The organism is Catellatospora paridis, assembly GCF_009720365.1.
GTDB classification, from domain to species: domain Bacteria; phylum Actinomycetota; class Actinomycetes; order Mycobacteriales; family Micromonosporaceae; genus Catellatospora; species Catellatospora paridis.
Window position 1 is genome coordinate 664,113 of sequence record NZ_ML769313.1, and the last position, 25,983, is coordinate 690,095.

General features: G+C 72.9%; 20 protein-coding genes. 8 read left to right on the forward strand and 12 right to left on the reverse strand.

The genetic code is table 11. From position 1 onward, the window contains the following. Positions 1–17: 17 nt before the first annotated feature. Together F9C41_RS07820 and F9C41_RS07825 are read right to left on the reverse strand one after the other, a co-directional pair. Entirely contained in the window at positions 18–809 is a 792-nt protein-coding gene (locus F9C41_RS07820; protein WP_196279665.1) for an META domain-containing protein, read from the reverse strand. A 167-nt stretch (positions 810–976) separates the two neighbouring features. Next, positions 977–2,836, reverse strand: coding sequence for a Calx-beta domain-containing protein (locus F9C41_RS07825; protein WP_230689410.1), 1,860 nt, complete (start codon positions 2,834–2,836; stop codon positions 977–979). A gap of 328 nt (positions 2,837–3,164) precedes the next feature. On the opposite strand from F9C41_RS07825, the gene F9C41_RS07830 reads away from it, so the two are divergent. Then, positions 3,165–3,872, forward strand: coding sequence for a carbon-nitrogen hydrolase family protein (locus tag F9C41_RS07830; RefSeq protein ID WP_230689411.1), 708 nt, complete (start codon positions 3,165–3,167; stop codon positions 3,870–3,872). A 124-nt stretch (positions 3,873–3,996) separates the two neighbouring features. Here the strand turns inward: F9C41_RS07830 and F9C41_RS07835 are convergent, their stop codons facing one another. After that, on the reverse strand, positions 3,997–4,647 hold the full coding sequence (locus F9C41_RS07835; RefSeq protein ID WP_155385964.1) for a response regulator: 651 nt from the start codon (positions 4,645–4,647) through the stop codon (positions 3,997–3,999). Beyond that, positions 4,635–5,846, reverse strand: a complete 1,212-nt coding sequence (locus F9C41_RS07840) for a sensor histidine kinase (RefSeq protein ID WP_155385965.1) — start codon at positions 5,844–5,846, stop codon at positions 4,635–4,637. Before F9C41_RS07840 ends, F9C41_RS07835 begins: the two co-directional genes overlap by 13 nt. 108 nt (positions 5,847–5,954) lie before the next feature. Between F9C41_RS07840 and F9C41_RS07845 the strand changes: the two genes are divergently transcribed. The 3 genes from F9C41_RS07845 to F9C41_RS07855 all read left to right on the forward strand — a co-directional run bounded on the left by F9C41_RS07845 (position 5,955) and on the right by F9C41_RS07855 (position 10,671). Then, positions 5,955–6,692, forward strand: a complete 738-nt coding sequence (locus F9C41_RS07845) for an ABC transporter ATP-binding protein (protein WP_155385966.1) — start codon at positions 5,955–5,957, stop codon at positions 6,690–6,692. Continuing rightward, positions 6,689–9,262 (forward strand): ABC transporter permease, encoded by a 2,574-nt coding sequence (locus tag F9C41_RS07850; protein ID WP_196279666.1) that lies wholly within the window; start codon positions 6,689–6,691, stop codon positions 9,260–9,262. The genes F9C41_RS07845 and F9C41_RS07850 overlap by 4 nt, the downstream gene beginning before the upstream one ends. Before the next feature lie 200 nt (positions 9,263–9,462). Then, a complete protein-coding gene (locus F9C41_RS07855) occupies positions 9,463–10,671 on the forward strand; it encodes a PP2C family protein-serine/threonine phosphatase (protein WP_196279667.1) in 1,209 nt (402 codons plus the stop codon). A gap of 18 nt (positions 10,672–10,689) precedes the next feature. Here F9C41_RS07855 and F9C41_RS07860 read toward each other — a convergent pair whose 3' ends face one another. The 8 genes from F9C41_RS07860 to F9C41_RS07895 all read right to left on the reverse strand — a co-directional run bounded on the left by F9C41_RS07860 (position 10,690) and on the right by F9C41_RS07895 (position 20,655). Continuing rightward, complete coding sequence (locus tag F9C41_RS07860) at positions 10,690–11,286, reverse strand: hypothetical protein (RefSeq protein ID WP_155385968.1); 597 nt, start codon at positions 11,284–11,286, stop codon at positions 10,690–10,692. Between the two features lie 102 nt (positions 11,287–11,388). Beyond that, a complete protein-coding gene (locus tag F9C41_RS07865; RefSeq protein WP_155385969.1) occupies positions 11,389–11,997 on the reverse strand; it encodes a DUF305 domain-containing protein in 609 nt (202 codons plus the stop codon). Between the two features lie 94 nt (positions 11,998–12,091). After that, positions 12,092–12,832, reverse strand: a complete 741-nt coding sequence (locus tag F9C41_RS07870) for a lytic polysaccharide monooxygenase (RefSeq protein ID WP_155385970.1) — start codon at positions 12,830–12,832, stop codon at positions 12,092–12,094. Between the two features lie 207 nt (positions 12,833–13,039). After that, a complete protein-coding gene (locus tag F9C41_RS07875) occupies positions 13,040–16,564 on the reverse strand; it encodes an ABC transporter ATP-binding protein (RefSeq protein WP_155385971.1) in 3,525 nt (1,174 codons plus the stop codon). A 106-nt stretch (positions 16,565–16,670) separates the two neighbouring features. Then, complete coding sequence (locus tag F9C41_RS07880) at positions 16,671–17,906, reverse strand: exonuclease domain-containing protein (protein ID WP_196279668.1); 1,236 nt, start codon at positions 17,904–17,906, stop codon at positions 16,671–16,673. Positions 17,907–18,183: 277 nt separating this feature from the next. Beyond that, the gene (locus tag F9C41_RS07885; RefSeq protein ID WP_155385973.1) at positions 18,184–18,684 is read right to left on the reverse strand and encodes a hypothetical protein; all 501 of its coding nucleotides are present in this window, start codon (positions 18,682–18,684) and stop codon (positions 18,184–18,186) included. 140 nt (positions 18,685–18,824) lie between these two features. Then, positions 18,825–19,493, reverse strand: coding sequence for a HEAT repeat domain-containing protein (locus F9C41_RS07890; protein ID WP_196279669.1), 669 nt, complete (start codon positions 19,491–19,493; stop codon positions 18,825–18,827). A gap of 154 nt (positions 19,494–19,647) precedes the next feature. Beyond that, positions 19,648–20,655 (reverse strand): hydroxyacid dehydrogenase, encoded by a 1,008-nt coding sequence (locus F9C41_RS07895; protein ID WP_155385975.1) that lies wholly within the window; start codon positions 20,653–20,655, stop codon positions 19,648–19,650. Between the two features lie 151 nt (positions 20,656–20,806). On the opposite strand from F9C41_RS07895, the gene F9C41_RS07900 reads away from it, so the two are divergent. The 4 genes from F9C41_RS07900 (at position 20,807) to F9C41_RS07915 (ending at position 25,857) form a co-directional block, all read left to right on the forward strand. Continuing rightward, on the forward strand, positions 20,807–21,898 hold the full coding sequence (locus tag F9C41_RS07900; protein WP_155385976.1) for a substrate-binding domain-containing protein: 1,092 nt from the start codon (positions 20,807–20,809) through the stop codon (positions 21,896–21,898). Between the two features lie 333 nt (positions 21,899–22,231). Further along, positions 22,232–23,218, forward strand: a complete 987-nt coding sequence (locus tag F9C41_RS07905) for an ABC transporter permease (RefSeq protein ID WP_230689412.1) — start codon at positions 22,232–22,234, stop codon at positions 23,216–23,218. After that, a complete protein-coding gene (locus F9C41_RS07910) occupies positions 23,215–24,105 on the forward strand; it encodes a carbohydrate ABC transporter permease (protein ID WP_155385977.1) in 891 nt (296 codons plus the stop codon). The genes F9C41_RS07905 and F9C41_RS07910 overlap by 4 nt, the downstream gene beginning before the upstream one ends. A 123-nt stretch (positions 24,106–24,228) precedes the next feature. Continuing rightward, complete coding sequence (locus F9C41_RS07915) at positions 24,229–25,857, forward strand: extracellular solute-binding protein (RefSeq protein ID WP_196279670.1); 1,629 nt, start codon at positions 24,229–24,231, stop codon at positions 25,855–25,857. Positions 25,858–25,983 lie beyond the last annotated feature (126 nt).

The following is a 25,983-nucleotide window of genomic DNA, read 5'->3' on the forward strand; positions in this document are numbered from 1 at the left end:
CGTCTCGACGGCGACGTTCACTTCTGCGCGGCGCGCAGTTGCAGACCGTGGCCGGCGGGGCCGGTGAGCGTCAGTCGGTCGGCGGTGACCTGCCAGGCAACGTCGCCCTTCAGCGTGGCCAGCACGGCCCGCTCCAGCTTGTCGACGTCGTCGGCGCAGGCCATCTTCGTGGTGAACACGTCGGCGAAGGCGATGGTCTTCTCGGCGAGCACGGCCGTGCCACCGAGGTTGTTGCAGCCGGTGTGGCCCTGCACCTTGCCGTCGGCGAACTCGAGGAAGGCGGTCGCGCCGTTGGGGACCGAGCTGGCGCTCTGCCCGTCGAGCACGGTGTCGACCTGCCAGCGGGTGCCGGTCAGCGGGCGGTCCGGGTCGGCGGACTCCTGGTCCTGCAAGGTGACCTCCAGGGTGTCGGTGCGCAGGGTCAGCACGTCCCCGGCGAGCTCCCAGCGCGGCCCGGCCTGCAGGAAGCCGGAGACCAGCTCGTCCTGCGCGTGCAGTTTCGGGTCGCAGCCCATGTCGGTCATGCTCACGTCGCCGGTCATCCGTAGGCGGCCGCCGGACAGGTCGGCGTCGCCGCCCATGCTGTTGCATCCGGCCGTGGCCCCGACATGGCCCTTGTCGTCCAGCGTCAGCCGGATGCGGGTGCCCTTGAACAGGTCGTAGGGTTTGCCGTCGCGGACGACGGCGGTGGACAGGAAGGTCCGCCCGGCCAGGACGGCGCCGTCGTCGGGCGGGCCGTCGGCACCGGTGTCGAGGGGCTGCGCGCACGCGGCGAGCAGCAGGACGGTCAGCAGCGGCACTACGCGCACGGTTTTCACGTTACCTTCGACCGCGCGGAGGCCCGCCGGGTTCCGCGCGACGGCCAGGACGCCCGGACCGCCGTCGCGGCCGAGCGTCCCGGCAGTTCGCCGGTGGTGCCGTGTTAGGAAGGGCACCTTCCATTACCTATAGCGATGTGAAGGTGCCCTTCCTTTCATCAGGCGCGGCAGGGGGTGCCGGTGGGGTGGGTGGGGGTGCCGGTGATGCCGACTTTGGACTCGCCGATGACGACGTCGGTGAGCAGGGTGTCCAGGAGCAGGGCCTGCTGGGTGACGCCGGTGGCGGTGGTGGTGGTGCTGTTGAGTTTCAGGCTGCCGACCACCAGCGGGATGGTGAGGGGGCCGCTGCCGATCGTCACCGTCGCACCGTTGATCTTCAGGCTGGAGATGGTGGACGAGCCCGCGAACTGCGGGACCAGCCCGCCGGGTCCGGCCACGCAGGTCGCCGAGGCGGTCGAGTTGATGTAGCCGACCTCGATGGTGACCAGGCCCGCGACGGTGATCTTCGTGGAACCCGCGGCCGCGGTGGAGACGGCCTTGTCGCCCGCTGCCGGTGCGCTGCTCTGGCTGTTCGGGGTCAGGTCGGTGCTCGCGGACAGGCCCGTCGTCTTCACGGTGACCAGGCCCGCGTTGAGCGTGTTGTCGGGGCCGGTCGCGGTGGCGTCCACGCACGGCGAGTTGGCCGGGTTGGCCTGGGCCGAAAGCTGTCCGGCCAGGTTCAGCGCGGTCGCCGAGCAGGTGAAGACGCCGTCGCGGTCGTTGTCCACGATGGTCGCCTCGCCGGACGGATCGGTCAGCGCCGCACCGCTCGGCGAGCTGAGGCCCAGCTTGAAGGTCTCGTTGAGCTCGTCGATCGCGTCGTCGGCGATCGGCACGGTGACCGTCTTCAGCGTCTCGTTCGGCGAGAACGTGAGCAGGCCGCTCTTGGCGGTGTAGTCGGCGGCCCCGGCGGTGCCGGTGGTGGTCGCGTAGCTCACGCTCACCGGGAACGGTGCCGGGCTGGACAGGGTGACGGTGAAGTCGACCGTGCCGGCCCCCTCGTTGACCTGGACGTCGTACACGCTCAGGCCGGGCACGTGCACGGTCAGGGTCTGCACGTACCCGCGGCTGGCGCCGTCGATGAGGAAGTCGACCTCGCACTGGAAGGTGCCGCCGGCGGCCTCGCCGTCCACATTGACGGTCTCGCTGAACGCCGCGTCGTCACCGCTGGTCACGGTCCGCGACGCGGGAGACAGCGACACCGACAGTGGATCGTCGCAGTCCACGCTCGGGGTGACCGTCACCTCGATGGCCTGGATGCCCGCCAGGATCGCGTCGGCGACCTGGTTGGCCGGCACGTTGTCCAGGAACACGCCATCGGTGGCGTCCGTGACGGCCTGGATCTGGCCGTTCTGGTTCAGGCCGCCCGCGCCGACGTTGACCGCGACCACGCGTACGTCGGCCGCCTGGAGTGCGGCGATCACCTGGGCGCGGGTGTGCCCGAGGCTCGGCTCGTGCGAGGGCGCGTCGCCGAAGATGACGACGATGCGGGTGCCGCCGGGACGGAACGTGACCGCGCCCGTGGCGAGTTCGTAGAGGGCGTTGAGGCCGTCCTCGGCGATGTCGCCGCCGCCGCCCGCGCTCCAGGCGTTGACGCCCGCCTGCACCAGCGCCTGGTCCGCGGTGAGCCCCTGGTTGACGGCGAACGGCGGAGTGTCGTTGACGTCCTTGTAGTTGGCCGCCGCGAACTGCGCGCTGGGCTGCGCGCCGCTGACGGCGGTCAGGATGGCGGCGGCGTTGGACTTCACGTTGGCGATGGCCCCGCCCATGCTGCCGGTGGTGTCGGCGAGGAACACGATGTCGGGGTTCGGCGGCACGGCGGGGGTGTGCACGACCTTGGCGATCGTGGCGGAGCCGCCGGGCGGGAGGGTGCGGGTGACGGCGGACGGCTCGACGCCGGGTGCGGCGGCGTACGCCGGCTGGGCCGGCTGGGAGAGCAGACCCGACGCCGCCAGGGCGGCCACCGTCAGGACACTCACGCCCCACCGGTGGGTAGCCTTCCGCCTGTGCAGGTGCAACATCTGGCACATCCTTTCGGGCAGCCCGCGTCGTCCGGCGGGTTTGCCGGAGGCGGGCTGCTGGGTGTGCCTAGAGTCAAAGCGATGAATATCCACGCCATCAACGCTTGACTATCCAGCGTACGCCGACTAAGTGACCGCACGTGCGAGCGTGACCGCGCTGCGTGACGGCCGTCGATCGCCCCGTTCGGCGTAACCTGATCGGACTACGCTGTGCCGGGCCGCGGTGTCGTGAAGTGAATGAGCACCGCGTACACGTATGACGGGTATTCGATAGCGGGGAGTGCCGGTGGAACGCAGTCCGTTGGTGATCGCGGTGGCACAGCCGCCGACGGTGGCGTACGACGTGGCGGCCAACGCCGTGGCGCACGCGGACACGGTGCGCGCCGCCGCCGCCCGGGTCGTCGTCTTCCCCGAGCTGTCGCTCACCGGCTACCAGCTCGACGCGCCCGCGATCACCGCCGACGACCCGCGGCTGGCCCCGCTCGTCGCGGCGTGCGGCGACACCGGTTCGGTGGCGCTGGTGGGCGCGCCCACCTGGGACGGGGCAGGCCACGCGTACATCGCGACGCTGGCGGTGGACGGCGCCGGGGCGCGCGTCGCCTACCGCAAGGTGCACGTCCACGAATCCGAGCAGCGGTTCAGCTCCGGCGACGGCCCTGCCGTGGTCGAGGTCGACGGCTGGCGGCTGGGCCTGGCGATCTGCCGCGACATCAAGTTCCCCGAGCACGACGCCGCGACCGCGGACCTGGGCATGCACGTCTACGTCGCATCCGTCGTCGACCACCTGCACGAGGCGCACCTGGCCGCCGAACGCGGCCGCCGGGTCGCCGCCGACCGGGGTGTCTGGGTCGCCGTGGCGAGCTTCGCGGGTTCCACCGGCGGCGGCTTCGACCAGACCGCGGGCGGCTCGGCGGTATGGGCGCCCGGCGGCGCCGTGCTGGCCCAGGCGGGTCCCGAGCCCGGCGCGATCGCCCGGGCCACGCTGCGGCCCTGACTTCCCCCATGCTGCGCTTCCAGCGGTGACGTCGGAGAGGAACTGACCTGCGCCGTCGGCGAGGCGCGGCAAGGCGGGGCAACCAGCCGCGGCATCGACCGGCGGCCGGCGCGCCCTGTCGCGATCAGGCGCGCAGGTAGGCGAGGACCGCCAGGACGCGGCGGTGGTCGTCGGCGTCGGGCGGCAGGTCGAGCTTGGCGAGGATGCCCGCGATGTGCTTGGCCACCGCGGCCTCGGTGACGACCAGGCGGCGGGCGATCGCCGCGTTGGAGCGGCCCTCCGCGACCAGGCCCAGCACCTCGCGCTCGCGCGGGGTGAGCCGGTGCAGCGGGTCGCGGCGGCGGTCCAGCAGCTGGCGGACCACCTCGGGGTCGAGGACGGTGTGCCCGTCGGCGACCCGGACCAGCCCGTCCACGAACTCGCTCACCTCACCGACCCGGTCCTTGAGCAGGTATCCGGTGCCCGCGGAACGTCCCGCGTCGATCAGCTCCGCGGCGTAGGTCTGCTCGACGTACTGGCTGAGCACCAGGATCGGCAGGTCGGGCAGTTCGGCGCGCAACGCCAGCGCGGCCCGCAGCCCCTCGTCGCTGAAGCCGGGCGGCATCCGCACGTCGGTGACGACGATGTCAGGCCGTAGCAGCGGCACCTGCTCGCGCAGCGCGGCGGCGTCGCCGACCGCGGCGGCCACCTCGTGCCCGAAGTGGCGCAGCAGGCTGGTCAGGCCCTCCCGCAGCAGCACCGAGTCCTCGGCCAGCACCACCCTCAGCGCTCGCACGGCAGCTCCACCCGCAGCAGGGTCGGCCCGCCGGGCGGGCTGGCCAGCAGCAGCCGACCGCCGACCGCCGCCGCCCGGTCGGCCAGGCCGGTCAGCCCGGTGCCGCGGGCCGGATCGGCGCCGCCCGCGCCGTCGTCGTGGACCTCCAGCACGAGCCGCCGGTCCTGCGTCCACGCCGCGACCCGGCCGCCGGCCGCTCTGCTGTGCCGGGCCAGGTTGGCCAGCGCCTCGTTGACTGCGAAGTACGCGGTGACCTCGACCGGTGCGGGCAGCCGCCCGTTCAGGCGCAGGTCGAGCTCGACCGGCACGGGGGAGCGTCCCGCGATGTCACGGATCGCGGCGGCCAGCCCGCGGTCGCTGAGCACCTGCGGGTGCACGCCGCGGATCAGCTCGCGCAGCTCGGCCAGCGCCGCCGCGGTCTGCTGCTTGGCGTCGTCGAGCAGCGGCGCGACCGCGTGCTCGTCGGCGACCTGCAGCCGGGCCAGGCCGAGCGTGACGCTCAGCGCGACGAGCCGCTGCTGCGCGCCGTCGTGCAGGTCGCGCTCGATGCGGCGGCGTTCGGAGTCGAAGCCCGCGGCCAGCCGCTCCCGCGAGCGCATGACTTCGACCAGGTCGGTGTCGGTCGGCGCCAGCACCGCGCGGGCGATCGCGGCACGCGCCCCGGCCCAGGCCGTGATCGGGTACGCGGCGAACGGCAGCATGACGAACCCGGCGGCGCACAGCATGGCGGCGAACCACGGGCCGGCGGGCAGTTCGGCGCCGGGGCCGGACGGCTGCAGCGGGGCCGACATCAGCATCAGCGGCGGGAGCAGCGACAGCAGCACCACGGCCACGTCGAGCCACCAGGCCACGCAGGCGCTGAGCACGGCGTACCCGATCTCGCGCCAGGTGCCGGGCTCGCGCAGGCGCAGCGGCGGGCGCGCCGGCAGCGGGCGGGTGTCGACCAGGCGCAGCCGCCGCCGGTCGAACCCGGCGATCAGCGGCCCGGCGGCCACCACGATCAGCAGCGCGGCCACCAGCAGGCCGATCAGCGCGGTGCGCCCCGGGCGCAGCAGCTCGATCGCGACCAGCAGCGCCATCGGCAGGGCCGCCGGGACCAGCCCGGCGGCCAGATACACCAGGGACCGCCACGGCCAGGCCGAACGCGCCAGCCGCCAGGGCGGGGTCGCGGCGGCGGACAGAGCGGTGCGAGGGGTCACCGCACGACCCTAACCTGCACCGATGGCCCGCACAGTAGTGCTGGGGCTAGTGCCGATCCTCGCCGTCGCACCAGTGTGCCGGGCCGTGTGTTCGGGTGAGGTGGTCGCATGACATCAACGGCGACGGTCCGCCTGCACGCGGTCCGCAAGACGTACCGGACCGGTGCGCACACGGTCACCGCACTGGACGGGGTGAGCGCCGAGTTCACCGCGGGCAGCTTCACCGCGGTGATGGGGGCGTCCGGCTCGGGCAAGTCCACCCTGCTGCAGTGCGCGGCCGGGCTCGACACCGTCGACAGCGGGCAGATCACCGTCGATGGCACCGACCTGGCTGGGCTGTCCGAGCACGCCCGTACGCTGCTGCGCCGCGACCGGATCGGGTTCGTGTTCCAGGCGTACAACCTGGTCGGTGCGCTGACCGCGGCGCAGAACACGGCGCTGCCGCTGCGGTTGGCCCGGCGCGCGCCGCAGGGCGCGGCGGTCGCGCAGGCGCTGGCCGAGGTCGGGCTCGCCGAGCGGGCCGGGCACTACCCGGCGCAGCTGTCCGGCGGGGAGCAGCAGCGGGTCGCCATCGCCCGCGCCCTGATCACCCGGCCGGCGGTGCTGTTCGCCGACGAGCCCACCGGAGCGCTCGACAGCACGTCGTCGGCGGTGGTGCTGGCGGCACTGCGGCGGCTGGTCGACGGGCACGGGCAGACCGTCGTGATGGTGACCCACGATCCCGCGGCGGCCGCGGTCGCCGACCGGGTGCTGGTGCTGGCCGACGGGCGGCTGGTCGACGAGATCACCGGCGCGGATCCGGCGCGCATCGCGGCCCGGCTGGCCGCCGGGGCGGTGGCCGCATGATCGCGCTCGCCTCGCTGCGGGAACGCTGGCGCAGCCTGCTGGGCACGCTGCTGACCCTCGCCGTCGCGGTCGCCGTGCTCACCGTGTGCGGCCTGCTGCTCGTCTCGGCGCGCCCGGTCGCCCCCGAGCGGTACGCGGCGAGCCCTGTGCTGATCCGTCCGGTGCCGCCGGCTGCCCCGGAGGCGTTCACCGAACCCCGCCCGTGGCCGAAGGAGCAGGCCGAAGCGCTGGCAATACGGTTGGCGGCCGTGCCGGGGGTGTCGGCGGCCGTGCCGGTGCACCGCTTCTACGCCCAGGTGCTGCGCGACGGCGCGCCCGTCGCGGGAGAACGCGACGCCTCCAACTGGTCCGCGGCAGCGCTCGGCGGCCACGTGCTCGCCACGGGCCGGGCTCCTGCCGGTTCCGGGGAGGTTGTGCTGGGCGCCTCGCTCGGAATGCCGGTGGGGGCGCGGGTCGAGCTGCTGACCGCGGCCGGGCCGGAGCAGTTCACGGTCACCGGGACGGTGCGCGGGGCCGGGACCTGGGTGGCCGACAGTGTGGCGGGCGCTCGCGCTGGCGGTGTGCCCTTGATCGGCTTGCTGACCTCGGCCGACGCCGACGCCGACGCCGACGCCGACGCCGACGCTGGCGACGGCGACGGCGACGGCAGGGATGCCGGCGTTGCCGCGGCGGCGACCGCCATCGTCGGCGCGGACGGCGTCGTGCTGGTCGGCGACGCGCGCGGCGCGGCGGAACCAGTCGATGACGCCCGCACCCGGTGGATCGGGATGCAGGTGCTGTCCGCCCTGTCCGCGCTGGGATTGTTCGTGTCGGTGTTCATCGTGGCGTCGACGTTCGCCTTCGCGACCCGCCAGCGCGAACGGGAACTGGGCCTGCTGCGGCTGCTCGGGGCGGTGCCGCGGCAGGTGCGGCGCTGGGTGCTCGGCGAGGTGGTGCTGCTGGGCCTGCTCGGCGGCGCGGTCGGGATCCCGGTGGGACTGCTCGCCGCGGGGCCGGTGGCGCGCTGGCTGGTGCGCACCGGATTCGAGCCGGCGTCGTTCACCGTGCTGTACCAGCCGGTCGTCCCGGTTGCCGCGATGGCCGCCGGGGTGCTGGTGGCGCTCGTCGGAGCCTGGGCCGCGGCCCGCCGCGCGGCCCGGGTCGGCCCGCTGGCGGCGCTGCGCGCGGCCGCCGTCGACGACCGCCCGGTGACCCTGGTGCGGATGCTCGCCGGTGGTGTGGCGCTGGCCGCGGCCGTCGCCGCCGGGGTCGCCGCGACCCGGGCGTCCGGCGCGAACCTGGGCACCTACGCGCTGTACGCGGCGATGGCGCTGGTCACCGCGGGCAGCCTGCTGGCCCCGGTGCTGCTGCCGCCCGCGGTGCGCCTGCTGACCGCGCCGTTCGCGCGCGGCCGGGGCGCGACCGTGCTGCTGGTGCGCCAGCACGTCGCCACCGCGGGCCGGCGGTCCGCGGCGGCCGCCGCGCCGGTGCTGCTCTGCGTGGCGTTCACCGTCCTCATCGGTGGGATGGTGCAGACCACCACCGCCTACTACGGGCTCAACCGGGTCACCGCCGCGGACGCCACGGCCGTGGTCGTGCCCGACGGCACGCCGGGCCTGTCCGACGCCGCGGTCACCGCCGCGGGCGGCCTGTCCGCCCTGCCGACCACGCTGTACGACGGTGTCGAACCGCTGCCCGCGGCCGGCGTCACCCCCGCCGAGCACGTCCTGCTGACCGTCGCCGACGGCAGCCTGACCGCCCTGCACCGGCCCCCGCCCGTGCGTCCGTCGGATGCCGCAGGTCCTGCCGAGCAGGCGGTACCCGCCGTCGGCCTGCCGCGCCCGTTGCCGGCCGGGCCGGGCCGGGCACGGTCGGTCGGCCCGGTCGTTCCGGTGGCCGTGACCGAGGGATTCGCCGCCTCGGCGGGATGGGTCACGGGCAGCACGCACCCCGTGTTCGGCCCGGACGGCCGCCCGATCACGCTGGAGGTCGTCGCGGTGCTCGCCGGTGGACCACTGCCGGCCGGCATCCTGCTCGACCGGGCGGCAGTGCGCGCGATGGACCCGTCGGCGCTGACCGTCGTCGTCTACTCCGGACAGCCCGTGCCGGAAAGCGCGCTCGGCGGCCTGGGCGCGCGGCCGTTGTCCGCCGCCGCCTACGCGGCGAGCAGCCAGGACGAGGACGACCGCCTGGTATGGGTGTTCACCGCGCTGCTGATCGCGGTGTCGGCCGGGTTCGGCCTGCTGGCGGTGGTGAACACGATGCTCATGTCGACCACGGGCCGGGCCGGGGACCTGCGCGTGCTGAAGCTGTCCGGGGCCACCCGCGGTCAGGTGCTGGGCCTGCTGGCCGCGGAGACCGCGGTCGTGGTGGCCACCGGGGCGGCGCTGGGGCTGGCCGTGGCCGTCGCCGCGCTGGCGGCGCTCGCCCGCGGGTTGAGCGTGCAGCTCGGTGTCCCGGTGCCGATGGTGATCCCGTGGGGCACGCTGGCCGCGACCGTCGGCGTGTGCCTCGTGCTGGCCGTGGCCGCGGCGACCCTGCCCGCGCTCGCCTCGAACGCGGCGGGCCGTGGCCGGGGAAGCGCGGCCTGAACCCGAACATTCACGGCAGGCCGGAGCCGTATAGCCACCCGGCGCGACGGATGCGAGGCGGGACGGGATCAGATGCGGCCGACCGTCGGCCCAGGGTTTGAACAGGCAGGCATCCGGGGAACGTCATGTCGGGTGCACGGGGTGGAAAAGTACTGATTCGTCCACCACCGGTGCCGGTGACAGGACGGCGAGGTGCGCGGATGACCCAGGTGACGTACGACCCGTGGCATGCGGCGCTGCTGGATCTGCTGCACCTGACCCAGCAGGCGCAGGACGACGAGGTCGCCGAGTGTGTCAGCGCGGCGCTGCGCCCGCTCGGCCTGGAGACCACCTGTTACCTGGTCGACGAGGAGCAGCGCCACCTGCGCCCGCTGCCGGAGCGCGGCCGGGAGCAGCCCGACGCGCTGGGCGTGGAGGGCACGATCGCGGGCCGGGCCTTCACCAGCGTGCACACCCAGCGGGTGGGCGCCGGCGCCGGCGGCCGGTTGTGGGTGCCGCTGGTGGACGGCACCGAACGCCTGGGCGTGGTGGACGTCGTGCTGCGCCGCGACGACTGCGACATCGAGGCGCTGCAGGACTGGTGTGAGAGCTACGTGAACCTGGTCGGGCACCTGCTGGCGGTGAAGATGCCGTACGGCGACTCGCTGCAGCAGGTCCGGCGGACCCGGCCGATGACGGTGGCGGGCGAGCTGCTGCTGTCGACGCTGCCGCCGATGACGTTCACCTCCGACCGGCTCGTGATCAGCGCGGTGCTGGAACCGCACTACGACATCGGTGGCGACGCCTTCGACTACGCGCTCGACGGCGAGATGGCGTGGTTCTGCGTGCTCGACGGCATGGGCCGCGGCCTGCACGCGGCGGTCATGACGGTGACCGCGCTGGCCGCCATCCGCGCGGCCCGCCGCGACAACCGAGGCCTGTACGCCATCGCGCAGGCCACCGAGGACGCGCTGCGCGACCAGTTCCACGACACCGCCTACGTCACGGGGGTGCTGTGCGAGCTGCACACCGGCACCGGACGGCTGCGCTACATAAGCGCCGGGCATCCCGCGCCGCTGCTGCTGCGCCGCGGTCGGGCCGTCGGCGAGCTGACCGGTGGCCATAGGCTGCCGCTGGGGCTCGACGACGGCACGATCGAGGTGGCCGAGGAGATGCTGGAGCCGGGGGACGAGCTGCTGCTGTACACCGACGGCATCGTCGAGGCGAGCGACCGGCGCGGGGAGATGTTCGGCGTCGAGCGGCTCGCCGACCTCACCGAGCGGGCGGCGCAGGCGAAGTTGCCCGCCCCGGAGACGCTGCGCGGGCTGGCCCACCGGGTCGCCGAGTTCCGCGACGGCCCGCCCCGCGACGACGCGACGCTGATGCTGGTCGAATGGTCGGCGGAGGCGGCCCGGCGCGTGCTGCCCTGAGCCGCCGGTCCGGCGTGGTCAGCGCGGGGAGGTCCAGCCCGTGCCTGCGGGAGCGGCCGTGCCCGCGGGCTGGGCGGCGAGAGCGGCCGGTGGCACGTATGGCTGGTGCGCTGCGTTCATCGCCGCGGTGAACTCGGCGTCGAACTCGGGAGCGGGATCGCGTACGGCGATCCACTGCCCGTCGCGGGTGACGCGCGCTTGCGCGATGACCTCCCATCGGGCGCGGACCAGTCCGATGTAGCCGACGATCACGATGATCAGCGCAGCGGCCAGCAGCAGTGGCGCAGCCGGCTCGCCGACGTTCATCGTGACCGCGGCCACGGGAACCGCGAAGCCGACGGCGGTGAGCAGCCCGAACCACACCCGCTGCCGGCGTCGCCGGGTGCGGCACCGGCCGCAGTAGTGCCACACGGGCGCATCGACGACCTGGCGGGTGGTGGCGCGCACGATGAGGAAGACGAGCAGGCCCAGCGGTATCAGCGCGTAGGTCCACCCGGCCGGGGCCGACTCGAACCTGGTGCGAGCCCGCAGCGTGGGCGGAAGTCCGTGTCGGCTGCACACGCTCGGGATGCCGTGTCCCACGGCGGCCCAACTGGCGGGAATGAGGGTCTGCACGATGCTCCTCGGCGTCGATCCCGGCGGCTGCGGTGACCGATCATCGCACGGACCACGCGGCGGTGGGGGCCGAGACGGACGTCCACGAACGAGCGGTGACGGCTAGCCGGACACCATGCCGAGCATCATGGTGACCTGGGCGGTGCGGGAGGAGTCGACGCGGGTTGCGAACTCCAGGATCTTCGGGTTGACGCCGGAGGTCAGCTCCATCCGGGCGTACTCGATGGCCTGGTGCTGGTGGCCGAGCAGCAGGTTGAGGAAGACCTTGTCGAACTCGGCGGCGGGGGCGTCGCGCAGCGCCTTGACCTCGTCCGGCCCGGTTGCGGGCAGGCCGCCGTGTCCGGCGTGCAGGTTCGGGTCGGCGGCGGGGGTGAGCGGCTTGGCCCAGCCGCGCAACCAGCCCTGCACCGCGGTCAGCTCGTCGGCCTGCGTCACGTCCATCGCCGAGGCAAGATCGCGCACCTTCGTGTTCTGGGTGCGGCCGGCGGCGAGCTTGAGCAGCTCGGCCGCGGGGCCGTACTGTGCGGCCATCATCTGCAGGAACATCACGTCGGTGTCGTTGTACCCACCCGATTCGTCGAGCGGCGGCGGCGGCGACCCGGACGGCGGCGCGAACGACGGCGCGATCGACGGGCCGGCGGTGACACCGGGCGGCGCGTCGCAGGCGGCCAGGGTCACCAGGGCGACGGCAAGCAGGACGAAGCGCTTCATGTGCGGGTGGCTCCTCGTGGCGGGCACCGGACGCAGGGATCTCGTGGGGGCCGGTCCGCGGCTCGGGTGAGCCGCGGACCGGGTCAGGCGGTGATCAGATGCGCTGCCACAGGGCAGGCACGTTGGGCGGCTCCCAGCCGGCGAGCGCGGTGTGCGCCTGCAGGCAGCGGTAGCTGAGCCCGCCGTAGGTCACCGTGGCGCCGACGCCGTACGCGGTGCCTGCGGCCCAGGTGCCACCGCCGGGGTTGGTCGGCGGCGGGGACTGCGGCGGGTTGGGCGGGTTGGGCGACGGCGACGACGGGGGCGGCGTGGGGTTGCCGCCACCGCCGCCTACCTGCAGGTCCACGCAGGAGTAGAACGCCATCGCGGTGTCGTAGATGTTCCACCGGGCAAGCACGAGGATGCGGCCGGTGCGTCCGCCGAGGCTGACGTTGTGCGAGACCGTCGCACCGGGCTGGGCGCCGTTGTCGTTGACCACCGCGATGCGGGTGCTTCCGACGAAGTACTCCCAGGTGCTGGTGCGGTGGCGGGCGGTGAGCACCCAGTTGAACGTGACGTTGTTGCCGACCGAGGCCGCGGGCCAGTTCTTGCTGTTGTCGTTGAGCACCGCGAACCGGCTGCCGCCGCCGTTGCACTGCATCGAGCCCTTGGGGGCTTCGACGCTCTGCGGCTCCCAGACGATGTCGCCGCAGTTGGCGACGCGGCCCTGGGCGCAGTTGGCCTGGCGGCTGGGCGGGGACGAGATGTACCCGTGCGCGCTCGCCGGAGTGGCGATCATGCCGGACACCAGGATCGTGAAGATGGACAGGACGGGTAGGACGATCCGCTTTCGCATGTCTCCTCCTCGCTTCTGTGCGGGATGGACGGACCGGGAGGGACGAGTGCCGGTGTCGTGAGAGGAGACATCGACACTCGTTCACGAAAACATAAATTAAACAGTCCTAACTGTAAATACGCTTAACTGAGATTGCGTTCAAGTTGGCACGTGTCCGGAAAGCAGGAAGCCCCGGCCGCGTTCCGGCCGGGGCTTCCTGCGTGTCGGTCAACCGGCCAGGTGGCCCCAACCCGCCTCCAGCTCGCTCCACGAGCCCTGCGCGACCACCTCGCCGTTGATCAGCACGACGACCCGGTCGGCCTGCACGAGCGCGGCCCGCTTGGACGTCGAGCCGACGACGGTCAGCCCGTGCGCGCGCAGCGCCTGCCACAGCGCCAGCTCCGTGGTCACGTCCAGGGCGGACGACACGTCGTCGGCGATCAGCAGCTCGGTGCCCGGCGCCAGGGCCCGCGCCAGCGCCAGCCGCTGCAGCTGGCCGCCGGACAGCCGGGTGCCCTTGTGCCCGATCAGCAGCTCCATGCCACTGCCCGCCGCGGCCAGGTCGTGCTCCAGCTGCGCCGTCGCCACCGCCTGCGCGGCGTCGACGTCATGGCCGAGGCGGATGTTGTCGCCGACCGTGCCGGACAGCACCCGCGGCAGCTGCGCCACGTACCCGACCTGGTTGGGGCGCAGGAACACCTCCGGCTCGGCGACCCGGTCACCGTTCCACAGCAGCTCGCCGTCGTGGTGCACGATGCCCGCCAGGGCCCGCAGCAGCGACGACTTGCCCGAGCCGACCGGGCCGAGCACGAGCACCAGGTCACCGCGCTCCACGATGAGGTCGACCCCCCGTACGCCGACGGTGCCGTCCTCGTGCACCGCGCCGAACTTCGACAGCTCCAGCCGGTGCAGCGGGTTGCGCGGCGCGGCCACCGGCCCGGGGGCGGTGCCTGCGGACAGGTCCACGCCCGGCACCGCCGCCGAGTAGGCGCCCACCCCGGCCATCGCCACGGTGCGCCTGGTCCACACCCGCGCCGACGGCAGCTGCGACACCAGTGAGGCCGTGGTCCACGCGAACCACCGCGCCGAGCCCAGCGTCGACACCGCCACCAGGGTCGCGCCCGCGCCCAGGTCACCGGCCATGAACAGGGCCCACACCGCGATCGGCAGCAGGCCCGCCAGCAGCGACGGCGTCGAACGCGCCCACACCTGCATGGCGATCTCCTGGCGCTGGCGTTCGCTGCGGGCGGCGTCGAGCCGGGCCAGCTGGCCCAGCACCGGCCGGGTCGCGCCGGCCAGCTTGACCGTGCGCGCCGACGACAGCGACGACACCAGGAACGTGGCGAACGCGGCCCGTGCCGCCACGGTGTGCGCGGCCGAGCGTTTCAGCACCGGTGCGAAGACCGTCGCGGCCAGCGCCGAGACCACCATCGTGCCGGTGAAGAACAGCGCGGGCACGATCGAGCCGGACACCAGCGTCATCGCGACGATCATGACGATGCTGATGGTCTGGTCGACCAGGTTGTCGGCGAGCATCACCACCCGCTCGTTGTCGCCGCCCTGCGCGACGACCTCGGCCGGGGTGTGCGCGCTGACCCGGCGCGGCCCGGTCTGCCCGTGCACCAGCCGCAGGTTGATCCGCAGCATCTGCCGGACCCACCACTCCGGATACCACAGGCCCGCGAAGTAGCCCGCCGGGGTGGTCACGGCCAGCCCGGCGACGATGCCGACCGCCGGCCACCACGGGCTGCCGGAGCCGTCGACCACGTCGGCCCACAGCCACGGCAGCACCGTGCCGTCCAGGCCGAACAGCACCATGACGGTGAACAGCGCGACCGAGACCTGGCCGAAGCGGAAGTCGTTGACGGTCAGCCGGAAGATCTCGCGCAGGGTGCGCACCCGCTGCGGGGCCGGCAGCGGCGGCGGGTCGGCCTTCGCCGGTGCGACCAGGTCCGCGCTAGGGACGCCGCCGGTGCTCGCGGCCGGGATCCCGGGCCGCGCGGGGGCACCCGGCGGCCCGTCGCCCGACGCGCCCTCGCCGGTCGACTCCAGGCCGTACGCGGTCGCCAGGACCAGCTCGCCGTCGGCCGCGCTGCTGTGGCTGGTGGCCAGCAGCTGCGCGAACCGCGCCGACTCCGACAGCGGCCCGGCCTCCACGACCCGGCCGTCGGCCAGCACCACGACCTCGTCGCAGTCACGCACCGAGGACAGCCGGTGCGCGATGACCACGCCGATCCGGCCGCGCAGCAGCCGCTGGGCGGCGTGCTGCACCCGCGACTCGGTGACCGGGTCCATCCGGGCGGTGGCCTCGTCGAGGATCACCACCTGCGGGTCACGGACCAGGATGCGCGCGAACGCGACCAGCTGCTCCTGGCCCGCCGACAGCTTCTGGCCGCCCTCGCCGAGCTTCGTCTGCAGGCCGTCGGGCAGCGTGTCGACCCACGAGGTCAGACCCAGCTCGTCCATGGCCCGCCCGGCCGCGTCGAGCAGCTCCGGGTCGAACAGCGCGATGTTCTCCGCCAGCGTGCCGGCCAGGATCTCGGTGCGCTGCGGCACGATCGAGACCCAGCGCCGCAGCGCCTCGACCTCCAGGTCGAGCAGGTCCATCCCGCCCAGGAACACCGTGCCGCGGGGCACGTCCACGGCCCGGGTCAGCACCTTGGCCAGCGTCGACTTGCCCGAGCCGGTCCGGCCCACCAGGGCGTACGAGCGTCCGGGCGCGAAGGTCAGGTCCAGCTCCCGCAGCGCCGGCCGCCGCCGGTCGGTGGAGTAGTGGAAGGTCAGCCCGCGTACCTCGATGTTGCCGGTGGCGGGCGCCGCGCCGCCGGTCGGCTCCTGCGGCGTGTCGCGCAGCAGCTGCACCCGCGCCCACGCGCCCAGCGCGTGCTGCAGCTCCGGCAGCATCCGGCTGACCTGCTCGACGGTGCCGCCGAAGGCCAGCGCCAGCAGCCACGCGCCGGTGAGCCGGGCCGCACCCAGGTGGCCCGCCGACAGCGCCCACACGCCGCCGAGCACGAGCACGGCGATGCCCGCCCGGGTCACGCCGGAGGCGATGGTGCTCACCCGCGAGGACAGCGCCCACACGCGACGGCCGCGGGTGAGCACCTCACGGGAGCGCTGGGCGTAGAGGCGCAGCACGTACGGGCGGCCCAGGCTGGTGCGCACGTCGTCCTGCCCGTGCACCGACTCCTCTTGCACGGCGGCCAGGTCCGACCAGGCCTCCTCCTCGTGCATCCGGGCCGGGCCGATCGCGGTCGTCGGTCGGCGCAGCCCGAACCCGAGCACCAGGGACAGCACCAGCATGGCCAGGCCCGCGGGCCACCATACGACGAACGCCGTCACCACGGACAGCACCGCCACCGCACCTGACTGGGCCAGGCGCACCCCGCTGCCGCGCAGCTGCGAGCCCACCTGGTAGACGTCACCGTCGATGCGGTCGAGCAGCTCGCCGACCGGGGTGCCCTCCAGCGTGGGCAGGCTCTGCCCGAAGGCGACCTGGCACAGCCGGCGGCGTACGTCGGCCGCCCAGTCGGCGGTGAGCCGGGCCATGATCAGGCTGAGGGTGAGGTCGCTGAGCACCACCACGGCCAGCGCCGTGGCCAGCGCGGTGAAAGCGAGCGTGGATCGGTCCACCAGCACGATGCCCGCTAGGGCCGCGGCCAGTGCGGCGGAGGCGGCGCCGGCCACGATGAGCACCAGCACCGCCAAGGTTCGGCGGGGCGACGTGGCCCACAGGTCACGGAACAGACGCATGGCAGGCCCCTTGCAGCTGGTTTGATCTGGTCCCCAGCATGCAAGGCCGCCCCGCCCGAGCTCAACGCAATTACGGAGGCCCGGGCGTGGTGATCACCACAGTGGGCTACTCGGCGACGCGCAGAGCCACGAGCATGCTCAGGAACGCGCCCGGGTGCACGATCGGGATGCGGTGCCGGCGGGCCTGGCGGGCCTTGCCGGACATGGTGTCGGGATCGGCGGCCACCAGCAGGCGGGTGGTCCGGGTGACGGCGCGGCCCACGGCCAGCCCGGCCATGCGTGCCCGTTCCTCCCACAGCTCCCGCGGCTCGGCGGTCTGCCCGGTGAACACCACCGTGTCGCCGGGCAGCAGGCGGAACGCCGGGGCGGGCAGCGGCCGCGTGGTGCGGCGGTGCTGATCGTCGGGGTCCGGTTCCAGCGCCCGGTCGACGTCGGTGCGGCCCAGCCCGAGCAGCGCGGCGACGGTGTGCAGGTCGGCGCGCTCGGTCTCGGTCACCCGGCCGTCGTCGGCCGCCTCGACGGCGAGCGCCTGCAGGTAGAGCCGGTGCAGGTCCAGCACCTCGTCCCGGTTGAGCCCCAGCGCGTACGCGGCCTCGACCAGCGCGTCCGCCTCCATCGTGGAGACGTGCCGGTCGAGCAGGGCGTGATCGAGCAGCGACAGGTAGCTGTCCGCCTGCGGCGGGGTCGGCACCCGGGGCAGCCGGTCGACGAGCCTGGTCAGGAAGTGCTCCTCGGCCTCGTGCGGGTGCCTGCGCACCACCGGCAGCACCATGCCTGCGGGCAGCGGCGGCCAGGTCAGCGTGGCGGCGTCGAGCACCAGCTGCTGCCAGGGTGGCGGCGAGCCGACCCGGTGCAGGTAACGCGACAGCAGCCCGGCGGCCGCGCGGGCGTCGTCGAGCGCGCTGTGCGCCCGCTGCTGCGGGATGCCCGCCGCCAGGCAGCAGTCACGCAGGCTGCGCCCGGCCGACGGCAGCAACTGCGCGGCGAGGTGCATGGTGCACAGGCCGTACTCCCGCCCGACCGGAGCCTGCAGCCCGAGCCGGGAGTATTCGGCGACCAGGAACGCGGCGTCGAAGGCGAGGTTGTGCGCCACGATCACCCGCTCCCGCAGCATGGCCCCGACCTGCCCGGCGAGGTCGGCGAAGACCGGGGCGCGGCGGGCCTCGGCGGCGGTGATGCCGTGCACGTGCTGCGGGCCGAGGTCGCGCTCGGGGTTGACCAGGCTCGACCAGTCGCCGGTGATCCGCCCGGACGCGTCGACGTGCACGATCGCGATCTCGCAGATCCGGTCGTGCCAGGTCGTGCGCAGCCCGGTCGTCTCCACATCGATCACCGCGTACACGCCGCCACCTCCGCCTTCCCCGGGCCGGACCGTCCCATCACGACCGCGCCGAGTCCTCACAGTATGTCCTGCGGCACCCCTCCGGCTCCGCCGAAAGCACCGACACACGGCGAACCCGGCAGGATCACCTCGGAAGATCGCCCGATCGTGGGCCGCCCCCACCCGTGCTCGCGATTGCCGGCCCGCCGCCGCATGATCGCTGGACTTGCCAGGCAGGTGTGCGAATGGCGGTCCAAGATACGCACACCTGCCTGGCAAGTCGGACGGTCTTGGCGGGTCAGGTGCGGCGAGCGCCTTCGGGCCAGACCACCACGACGGGCAGGGCCAGTGCTCGTGCCCGGGCGACCACGGCCGCGGTGCCGCCTCGGTCCGCGGGCGGCTGCCCGTCCCAGACGGCGACGAGCAGGTCGCAGCCGGTCAGCATGGCGGCGTTGGCGTCCTCGTAGGCGGCCGGGCCGGCCTGCGCGTGCGGCATCACCTGCACGGACGCGGCGTGCCCGGCCAGCCGGTCGAAGGCCGCGGCGTGCTCCGGGGCGACCTGCCGGTCCCGGTAGTCGGCGGCGGGCAGCACGACTTCCAGCCGTGCGCCGTACGCCACGACCGCCTCGGCGAAGATCGTGTCCGCGCCCGCGGCCAGGCAGGACACTCCGGCCAGCTCCTCCGGGCGGTAATCGGCCAGCAGTTCACCCAGCGCCGCGGCGACCAGCGCAGCGGTTTCGGCCGTGAGGTCGATGTGCCCGGTCACGCCGATGCGGGTCGTCCTGCTATCGGCATCCATACCGGACAATGTGCCACAACAGGCCGCCGATCGGCGCCCCGCCACCGGCGAAGATCGCGACGATCTTGCGCGAACCGTTGGGCATACGCCCGAATAGTGCTTGTCGTACCCACGGTTTGCGCAAGATCGTCGCCGGGCGGTCAGGGTTGGGTCTTGTGCCAGAGGTGTTCGGTGGGGTCGATATAGCGGTGGGTCAGGGCGGCTTGGGCTTCGGGGGTGCCGATTTCGGCGAGTCGGCGGGACGCGGCGTCGTGGGCCCAGCGGAGTGTCGGGTCGGGGCGGCTGACGACGTCGCGTAGCGCCTCGATCTCGGCGGCGTCGGACATGCCGCACAGGCCTTCGATGGCAGCGGTGGCCACTGCCGGCCGGGCCGAGCGCACCTTCTCCAGCAGCGCGGGTCGTTCTGTCTCCTCCGGCGTGCCCGCGCGGGCGGTGACCGCGACCATCTCCTCCCACGCGTCGGGCGAATCCCACCACCGGCTCACGAGGTCGGCGACCTGTCCGCTGGCGGCGTTCTCGCGCGCCGTCGCGACCTCGTAGATCGCGGCCCGCACGGCGCCGACGCAGCAGAACCGCGGCTCGCGGCGCAGGGCGTCGTGTGCCTCCAGCAGTGCCGGAAGCGCTCGCGGATGCCGCGTCGCCTGCAGGCGGCGGGCGAAGGGGCCCCAGTGCTCGCCCTCGGCCGGGCGATCGTCGAACGCCGAGTCGGGTTCGGGCTGGTCGGGCTGCGGCACGGGCGTGCCGCCGCCGTCGAAGGCAGGCTCCTGATGCATCCGGCCGGCGGTCCGTCGGTTCCTGGCGATTCCCACCGGATCATTGTGCCGGAGGAGCTGGTCGCGATCCACCCGCCGGCCCCACGTCCGGCGGCCCGGCCCCCGTGCCCTGCGACCGGCGCACCCGCGCGGTCCGCTGCGCCGGAGGCCGAATATCGGTGGACGAGCGGCACGAACACCGCCCGATGGGTCAGGCGCTGTGGGCCAGTTGCTCGGGGCGCACCGGGTGGGCGAACGGCAGGCCGGCGGCATACCGGGCCACCTCGGCGACCGCGGCGTCGGCCATACGCTGCACTTCGGTGCCCATGGATCCGGCGAAATGCGGAGTCAGCAACACGTTCGGCAGCTCGTAGAGCGGTGAGTCCGCGGGCAGGATCTCCGGCGTGGTGGTGTCCAGCACCGCCTGCAACCTGCCCGTGACGAGCTCGGCGAGCAGCGCGTTCTGGTCGACCAGGGAGCCACGGGCGGTGTTGACCAGCGTCGCGCCGTCGCGCATCAGCTTCAGCCGCGCTTGGCCGATCAGGTGGAACGTCTCCGGCAGTTCGGGGGCGTGGACGGTGACCACGTCGCTGGCGGCGCAGAGCTCGTCCAGGCCGACCGCGTGCACCCCGAGCCCGGCGGCGTCGGCGGCGGACAGGTACGGGTCGTGCACCAGCACCGTCAGGTCGTACGGCCGCAGCAGCTCGATCACTCGGCGACCGATGCGCGACGCCCCGACGATGCCGACGGTGCGGCGGTAGTTGCCGACGTGCGGCAGTTCCCCGCGCCAGTCGACCTGCTCGCCGCGCCGGGCGCGGTAGAGGTCTCGAGCACGTAGCACGCCCTTGTTCGACATCAGGATCGCGGCGACCGTGAACTCTGCGACCGGCACGCTGTTGGCGTCGACCGCGCTGGTCACCGCGATGCCGCGCGCCCAGCACGCCTCGGTGACGTGGTGGCGCACCGTGCCAGCGGCGTGCACGACCGCGCGCAGCTGCGGCGCGGCGGCCAGCACCGCTTCGTCCAGCGGCGGGCAGCCCCAGCACGTGAACAGCACCTCCGCCCGCAGCAGAGCGGCGCGGACGTCGGCCCGGCCGAAGTCGTCGGCCACCGGCGTGCAGACGTCCGCGACAGCCTCCAGTGCGGCGCGGGTGCGCGGGGTCAGGATGTGCGGCACCACGGCAGGATCCATGGCGACGAGCACACGCGGACGAGGCATGGCGGCGCCCTTCGTTCGGTAGTAAACGTTTGCTAAACGAACGTACCGATCGCAGTTTCGATCGTCAAGGCGGTACGATCACTCCGCTGGCTGGTGTGCGCGCCGCGTGGTGTGGTACCACGGGCGCGCAGAGGGATCTGGGGGAGAGTCGATGCGGTACACCGTGGAGGAACGGCACGAGCGGATTTTGGAGCTGGTCCGCGCCGCAGGCACGTTGCGTGTCACCGAGCTGGCCGAGCAGCTCGACATCTCGACGGTGACGCTGCGCCGCGACGTCGAGCAGCTGGCGGTCCAGGGCAGGCTGGAGCGGGTGCGCGGCTCCGTGTCCTGGCCGCACGCCGAGACGCCGGAGGGCCGCGGACACCTGATCGCCCCGGCCGCCGCCGGCGCGGTGATCGGCCTGGTGGTGCCGCAGGCCACGCACTACTTCGCGGACGTCATCCGGGGCGCGCAGGACGCGACGGCCGCGGCCGGCGGACGGCTCGTGCTCGCCGTGACGAACTACCAGCCGTCGCAGGATGCCGCGCAGGCCGAGCGGCTGGTCGCCGCGGGTGTGGACGGCCTGCTCCTAGTGCCGAGCTGGATCACGGGGGAGGACTCGGGCAGTGCCGACTGGCTCGAGCTGGGTGTGCCCGCCGCGCTGGTGGAACGGCGTGGCACGCCGGGCACGATCGCGGCCGAGCTGGATCGGGTCTGCTCGGACCACGCCGCGGGCGCGGGCCTGGCGCTGCGCCACCTGGCCTCGCTGGGACACCGGCAGATCGCGCTGGTGTCCGGCATCAGCGCCACCCAGGTGCAGGTGCGGCGCGGCTACGAGGCGGCGCTGTCGGCGCTGGGGCTGAGCGCGCCGATGCCGCCGGTGGAGCTGTACGCCGGTGACGTGGTGCCGGAGCGGATCGAGGCGGTGGCCGACACGCTGGCCGCGGCGGTGGGTGAGCGCCGGATCAGCGCCGCCCTGGTGGTCGGCGACGTGGACGCCCTGCTGATCGTGCAGTCGCTGCGGGCGCGCGGCGTCCGGGTGCCCGAGGACCTGGCCCTCGTGGCTTACGACGACGACGTGGCCGCGCTGTCCGACCTGCCGCTGACCGCGATCGCCCCGCCCAAGCACGCGGTCGGCGAGGCCGCGGTCCGCCTGCTGCTGCAACGGCTCAGCGCGGAGGGCAAGGGCATCCCGCGCTACCACCTGGATCTGCTTCCCGAGCTGCGGCTGCGCGTCTCCTGCGGGCGGCTGCTGCCCCGCTGAACCAGGGTTCCCCGAAAAGGCCCCGCTCGTGCTGCCCCTGGGCGCGCGGCGGGGCCTTTTGCCTGCCTGGGCCCAGGGTGCGGCGCGGCGTTGCGCGACTCGACGCGCGAGGAGGCTCGGAGAACGCTCCCTCCGCACAGTTGCGATCACAAAAAGAAAACGTCTTCCGAAAAACTTGACTTCGATCGTGACGATCGCTCAAGATTTCACGCAACCGCAACGCCGTGCACACACGAAGTTGCAAGATCGCACATTTTCCGACCCGATGTGACAACACATTGCCTGCTCAGGCAGGCTGTGCGGTCCATGCGCGGTCGGGCGGAGAGGAGAGACATGGTGGTTCTGGCGGTCGACGACCCGCCGGCGCAGGCGCCGGCCGAACCGGCATCCCCCGCTCCGGCTCCGCGTGCCCCGCGGGCGTGGTGGCAGCGGCTGCGGCGAGATCGGGTCCTGGTGGCTCTGATGATCCCAGCGGTGGTCTGGCTACTGGTGTTCCCGTACGGCGCGGCGTTCGGCAACGTGATCGCCTTCAAGGACTACGTGCCGTTCCTGGGCGTATGGCAGTCGCCGTGGTTCGGCGTCGACCACTTCACCCGGCTGTTCGGCGACGACCGGTTCTGGAACGCCACGGCCAACACGGTGACGATCTCGCTGCTGCAGATCGTGTTCTTCTTTCCGGCCGCGCTCGGGCTGGCGCTACTGCTGCACTCCGTCGCCGGGTCCACCGTGAAGCGGTGGGTGCAGAGCGTGGTCTACCTGCCGCACTTCCTGTCCTGGGTGATCGTCGTCGCGCTGTTCACGCAGATGCTCGGCGGCGCCGGGGTGCTCAACGGCTGGCTGGCCGAGGCCGGCATGGACCCGGTGCAGATCATCGGCAACGCCGAGATGTTCAAGCCGCTCGTGATCGTGCAGATGATCTGGAAGGAGTGCGGCTGGGGCACCATCATCTTCCTGGCCGCGCTGATGAGCGTGGACGAGCAGCTCTACGAGGCGGCCGCGATGGACGGCTCCGGCTGGTGGCGGCGCTTGTGGCACGTCACGCTGCCCTCGATCCGCCCGGTGCTGATGCTGCTGCTGATCCTCAAGCTCGGCGAGATCCTGTCGGTCGGCTTCGAGCAGTTCTTCCTACAGCGCGACGCCGTCGGCCCGGAGGCCGGCGAGGTGCTGGACACCTTCGTGTTCTTCACCGGCTTCCAAGGCGGCGACCTGGGCTACGCCGCCGCCGCGGGTCTGTTCAAAGGCCTGGTCGGCGCGGTGCTGATCTACACCGCGAACAAGGTCGCGCACCGGCTGGGCGAGCAGGGGGTATACACGAGATGAGCCATGCCAACCGCCCCGCCTGGATGGGCCGGCCCTCCCGGCTGACCACCGCGGCCAAGGGCATCGCGATCACGGTCATCGTCGCGCTGATGGTGTTCCCGATGTGGGTCGTGCTCGCCACGAGCTTCGCCCCGGCGGAGGAGGTCGTCGCCAACGGCGGCTTCGTGATCTGGCCGTCGGACTGGACCTCCGGCACGTACGAGCGGATCTTCGCGGCCGGCATGGTGCCGCGGGCGCTGCTGGTCAGCCTCGGGGTCACGCTGGTCGGGACGGCGCTGAGCCTGGTGCTGACGATCGGCCTGGCCTACGGACTGTCCCGCCCGGCCGTGTTCGGCGGCAAGCCGGTGCTGCTGATGGTGCTGTTCACGTTCCTGATGCCGGCCGGGATGATCCCGCTGTTCCTGGTGGTGCAGGGCACCGGCCTGCTCAACACGTTCGGTGCGCTGTTCGCGCCGATGCTGCTCAGCGCGTTCAACCTGATCGTGATGCGTGGCTTCTTCCAGTCGGTGCCGTCCGAGCTGATCGAGGCCGCGAAGATCGACGGTGCAGGGGAGCTGCGGATCCTGCTGCGCCTGGTGCTGCCGCTGTCCAAGGCCGTGATCGCTGTGGTCGGCCTGTTCTACGCGGTGTCGTACTGGAACAACTTCTTCAACGGCGTCATCTACCTCGACGACTCGAGCATGTGGCCGATGGCGACCCTGCTGCGCTCGTTCACCAGCGGCGGCCTGTCCGTGGCCGACGCGACCGGCGAGGCGGGCAGCCAGATCGCGCCGGTGTCGGTGCAGATGGCCGTGGTCGTGCTGGCCACCGTGCCGATCCTGGTGGTCTACCCGTTCGTGCAGCGGTTCTTCGTCAAGGGCGTGCTCACCGGCGCCGTCAAAGCCTGACCCGAGCCGACCTCGGGCCGTCCTGACCGGACGGTCCGGCTGACTGGCGCGCACCCTGCGCCGGATATCACCTGAAATAGCGCAACCAATCCCTCGCACCACTTTTCGATGAGAGGAACTGGCATGACCATTTTCCACCGCCGGACGCTGCTGAAGGCCGTCGGCGTCTCGGCCACCGCCGTCGCCGCGCCGTCACTGCTCAGCGGCTGCGCCACCGGTGACGTCGGCGACGCCGGCAATGCGGGCAAGGACCTCGCCGCGTGGCCGACGTACGTGCCGTTCGCCGGCCCCACCCCGGACGCGCCCGGTGACGCCACCGGCCTGCAGCCGCTGTACAAGAGCTACCCCGCGCAGCTCGCGCAGTCGGTGCACGACAAGGTCGGCGACGGCTCCGACGTCACCGCCGTCTACCTGACCTACGGCACGCCGCCCTCGCCGGTGGAGCAGAACAAGCTGTGGCAGGAGCTGAACAAGGCGCTGGGCGTCAACCTGAAGCTCACCATCGTGCCGGCCGCCGACTGGGCGGCGAAGATCGCCACCATCACCGCGGGCGGCGACCTGCCCGACATCATCATGAGCAACGACATCCCGCGCAAGAACGAGTTCATCCTGTCGCAGTGCGCGGACCTGTCGGAGTTCCTGTCCGGCGACGCGGTCAAGGACTACCCGAACCTGGCCAACATCCCGACCGTCACCTGGCAGAAGATGGGCCGCATCGGCGGGCGCATCTACGGCGTCCCGGTGGGCCGCCCGCTGTCGCCCGGCGGCCTGCTCATCAACAAGACCGCGTTCGACGCGGCCGGGGTGCCGCGGCAGGCCAGCCGCGAGCAGTTCCTCAACGGCCTCAAGGCGCTGTCCGGGAACGGCAAGTACGGCACCTCGACGTCGCAGGGCGAGCTGACCGCCTACGGCCAGGCGCTGTACTACGCGGCTTCGGAGGGTGTGAAGGGCGCGTGGGTGCGCCAGGGCGACAAGTTCGTCCCCGGCATCGCCACCGAGCAGTTCAAGGCCGCGCTGGAGACCTACCGCAAGGCCGTCGAGCAGGGCTCGTTCCACCCGGACAGCCTGTCCAAGGACACCGCCGCGGACTTCATCAACGGCACCGTGGCCGCCAAGTTCTGGGGCTTCGGCGGGTACAGCCTGGACACCATCACCAAGATCGGTGGCCGGTTCGAGATCGACTACGCGCTGCCCTACGGCACCGGCGCGAACTGGCAGAGCGGTGGCATCTTCGGCTTCACCGTGTTCAAGAAGGCCTCCGCCGACCGGATCAAGCTGCTGCTGCGCGTCTGCGACTACCTGGCCGCGCCGTTCGGCACCAAGGAGTACGAGCTGTCGCACTACGGCGTCGAGGGCGTGCACTTCACCCGCGACGCGGCGATCGGCATCAAGCCGACCGACCTGGCCACCACCACCGAGGTGCCCAGCGCGCTCGGCGTGCGCTACATCGCCGACGCCCCGTGGCCGATCTTCATTCCGGGCCAGCCGGAGGCCGCGCAGCGCCTGTACGACTTCACCAAGGCGACGCTGCCCACCAGCACACCCGACCCGTCGGTGGGCCTGATCTCCGCGTCGTGGAGCAAGAACGCCGGCAACCTCAACAAGATCATCGGTGACGGCATCACCGCGATCGGCTGGGGCCGCCGCCCGGTGTCCGACCTCGACGTGATCGTCAAGGACTTCAACGGCATCGGCGGCGCGGCCGCGGCCGAGGAGTTCGCCAAGGAGTACTCGGCGGCCCAGGGCGAGTAGGCCCGGCCCGCACGGGGGCGCGTGAACGCAGCAAGAGCTAGACACCGGTGCCCGGCCGGACGGTAGCCCGCCGTCCGGCCAGGCACCGGCCGCACCGCCATACCCCCGCCTGACAAAGATGTTGGG

Excerpts from the sequence above, each read along its gene's own strand:
- F9C41_RS07845 (WP_155385966.1), top strand. The coding sequence starts at position 5,955 with ATGACATCAACGGCGACGGTCCGCCTGCACGCGGTCCGCAAGACGTAC.
- F9C41_RS07850 (WP_196279666.1), top strand. The coding sequence starts at position 6,689 with ATGATCGCGCTCGCCTCGCTGCGGGAACGCTGGCGCAGCCTGCTGGGC.
- F9C41_RS07855 (WP_196279667.1), top strand. The coding sequence starts at position 9,463 with ATGACCCAGGTGACGTACGACCCGTGGCATGCGGCGCTGCTGGATCTG.
- F9C41_RS07865 (WP_155385969.1), bottom strand. The coding sequence starts at position 11,997 with ATGAAGCGCTTCGTCCTGCTTGCCGTCGCCCTGGTGACCCTGGCCGCC.
- F9C41_RS07870 (WP_155385970.1), bottom strand. The coding sequence starts at position 12,832 with ATGCGAAAGCGGATCGTCCTACCCGTCCTGTCCATCTTCACGATCCTG.
- F9C41_RS07875 (WP_155385971.1), bottom strand. The coding sequence starts at position 16,564 with ATGCGTCTGTTCCGTGACCTGTGGGCCACGTCGCCCCGCCGAACCTTG.
- F9C41_RS07885 (WP_155385973.1), bottom strand. The coding sequence starts at position 18,684 with ATGGATGCCGATAGCAGGACGACCCGCATCGGCGTGACCGGGCACATC.
- F9C41_RS07895 (WP_155385975.1), bottom strand. The coding sequence starts at position 20,655 with ATGCCTCGTCCGCGTGTGCTCGTCGCCATGGATCCTGCCGTGGTGCCG.
- F9C41_RS07900 (WP_155385976.1), top strand. The coding sequence starts at position 20,807 with ATGCGGTACACCGTGGAGGAACGGCACGAGCGGATTTTGGAGCTGGTC.
- F9C41_RS07905 (WP_230689412.1), top strand. The coding sequence starts at position 22,232 with ATGGTGGTTCTGGCGGTCGACGACCCGCCGGCGCAGGCGCCGGCCGAA.
- F9C41_RS07910 (WP_155385977.1), top strand. The coding sequence starts at position 23,215 with ATGAGCCATGCCAACCGCCCCGCCTGGATGGGCCGGCCCTCCCGGCTG.
- F9C41_RS07915 (WP_196279670.1), top strand. The coding sequence starts at position 24,229 with ATGACCATTTTCCACCGCCGGACGCTGCTGAAGGCCGTCGGCGTCTCG.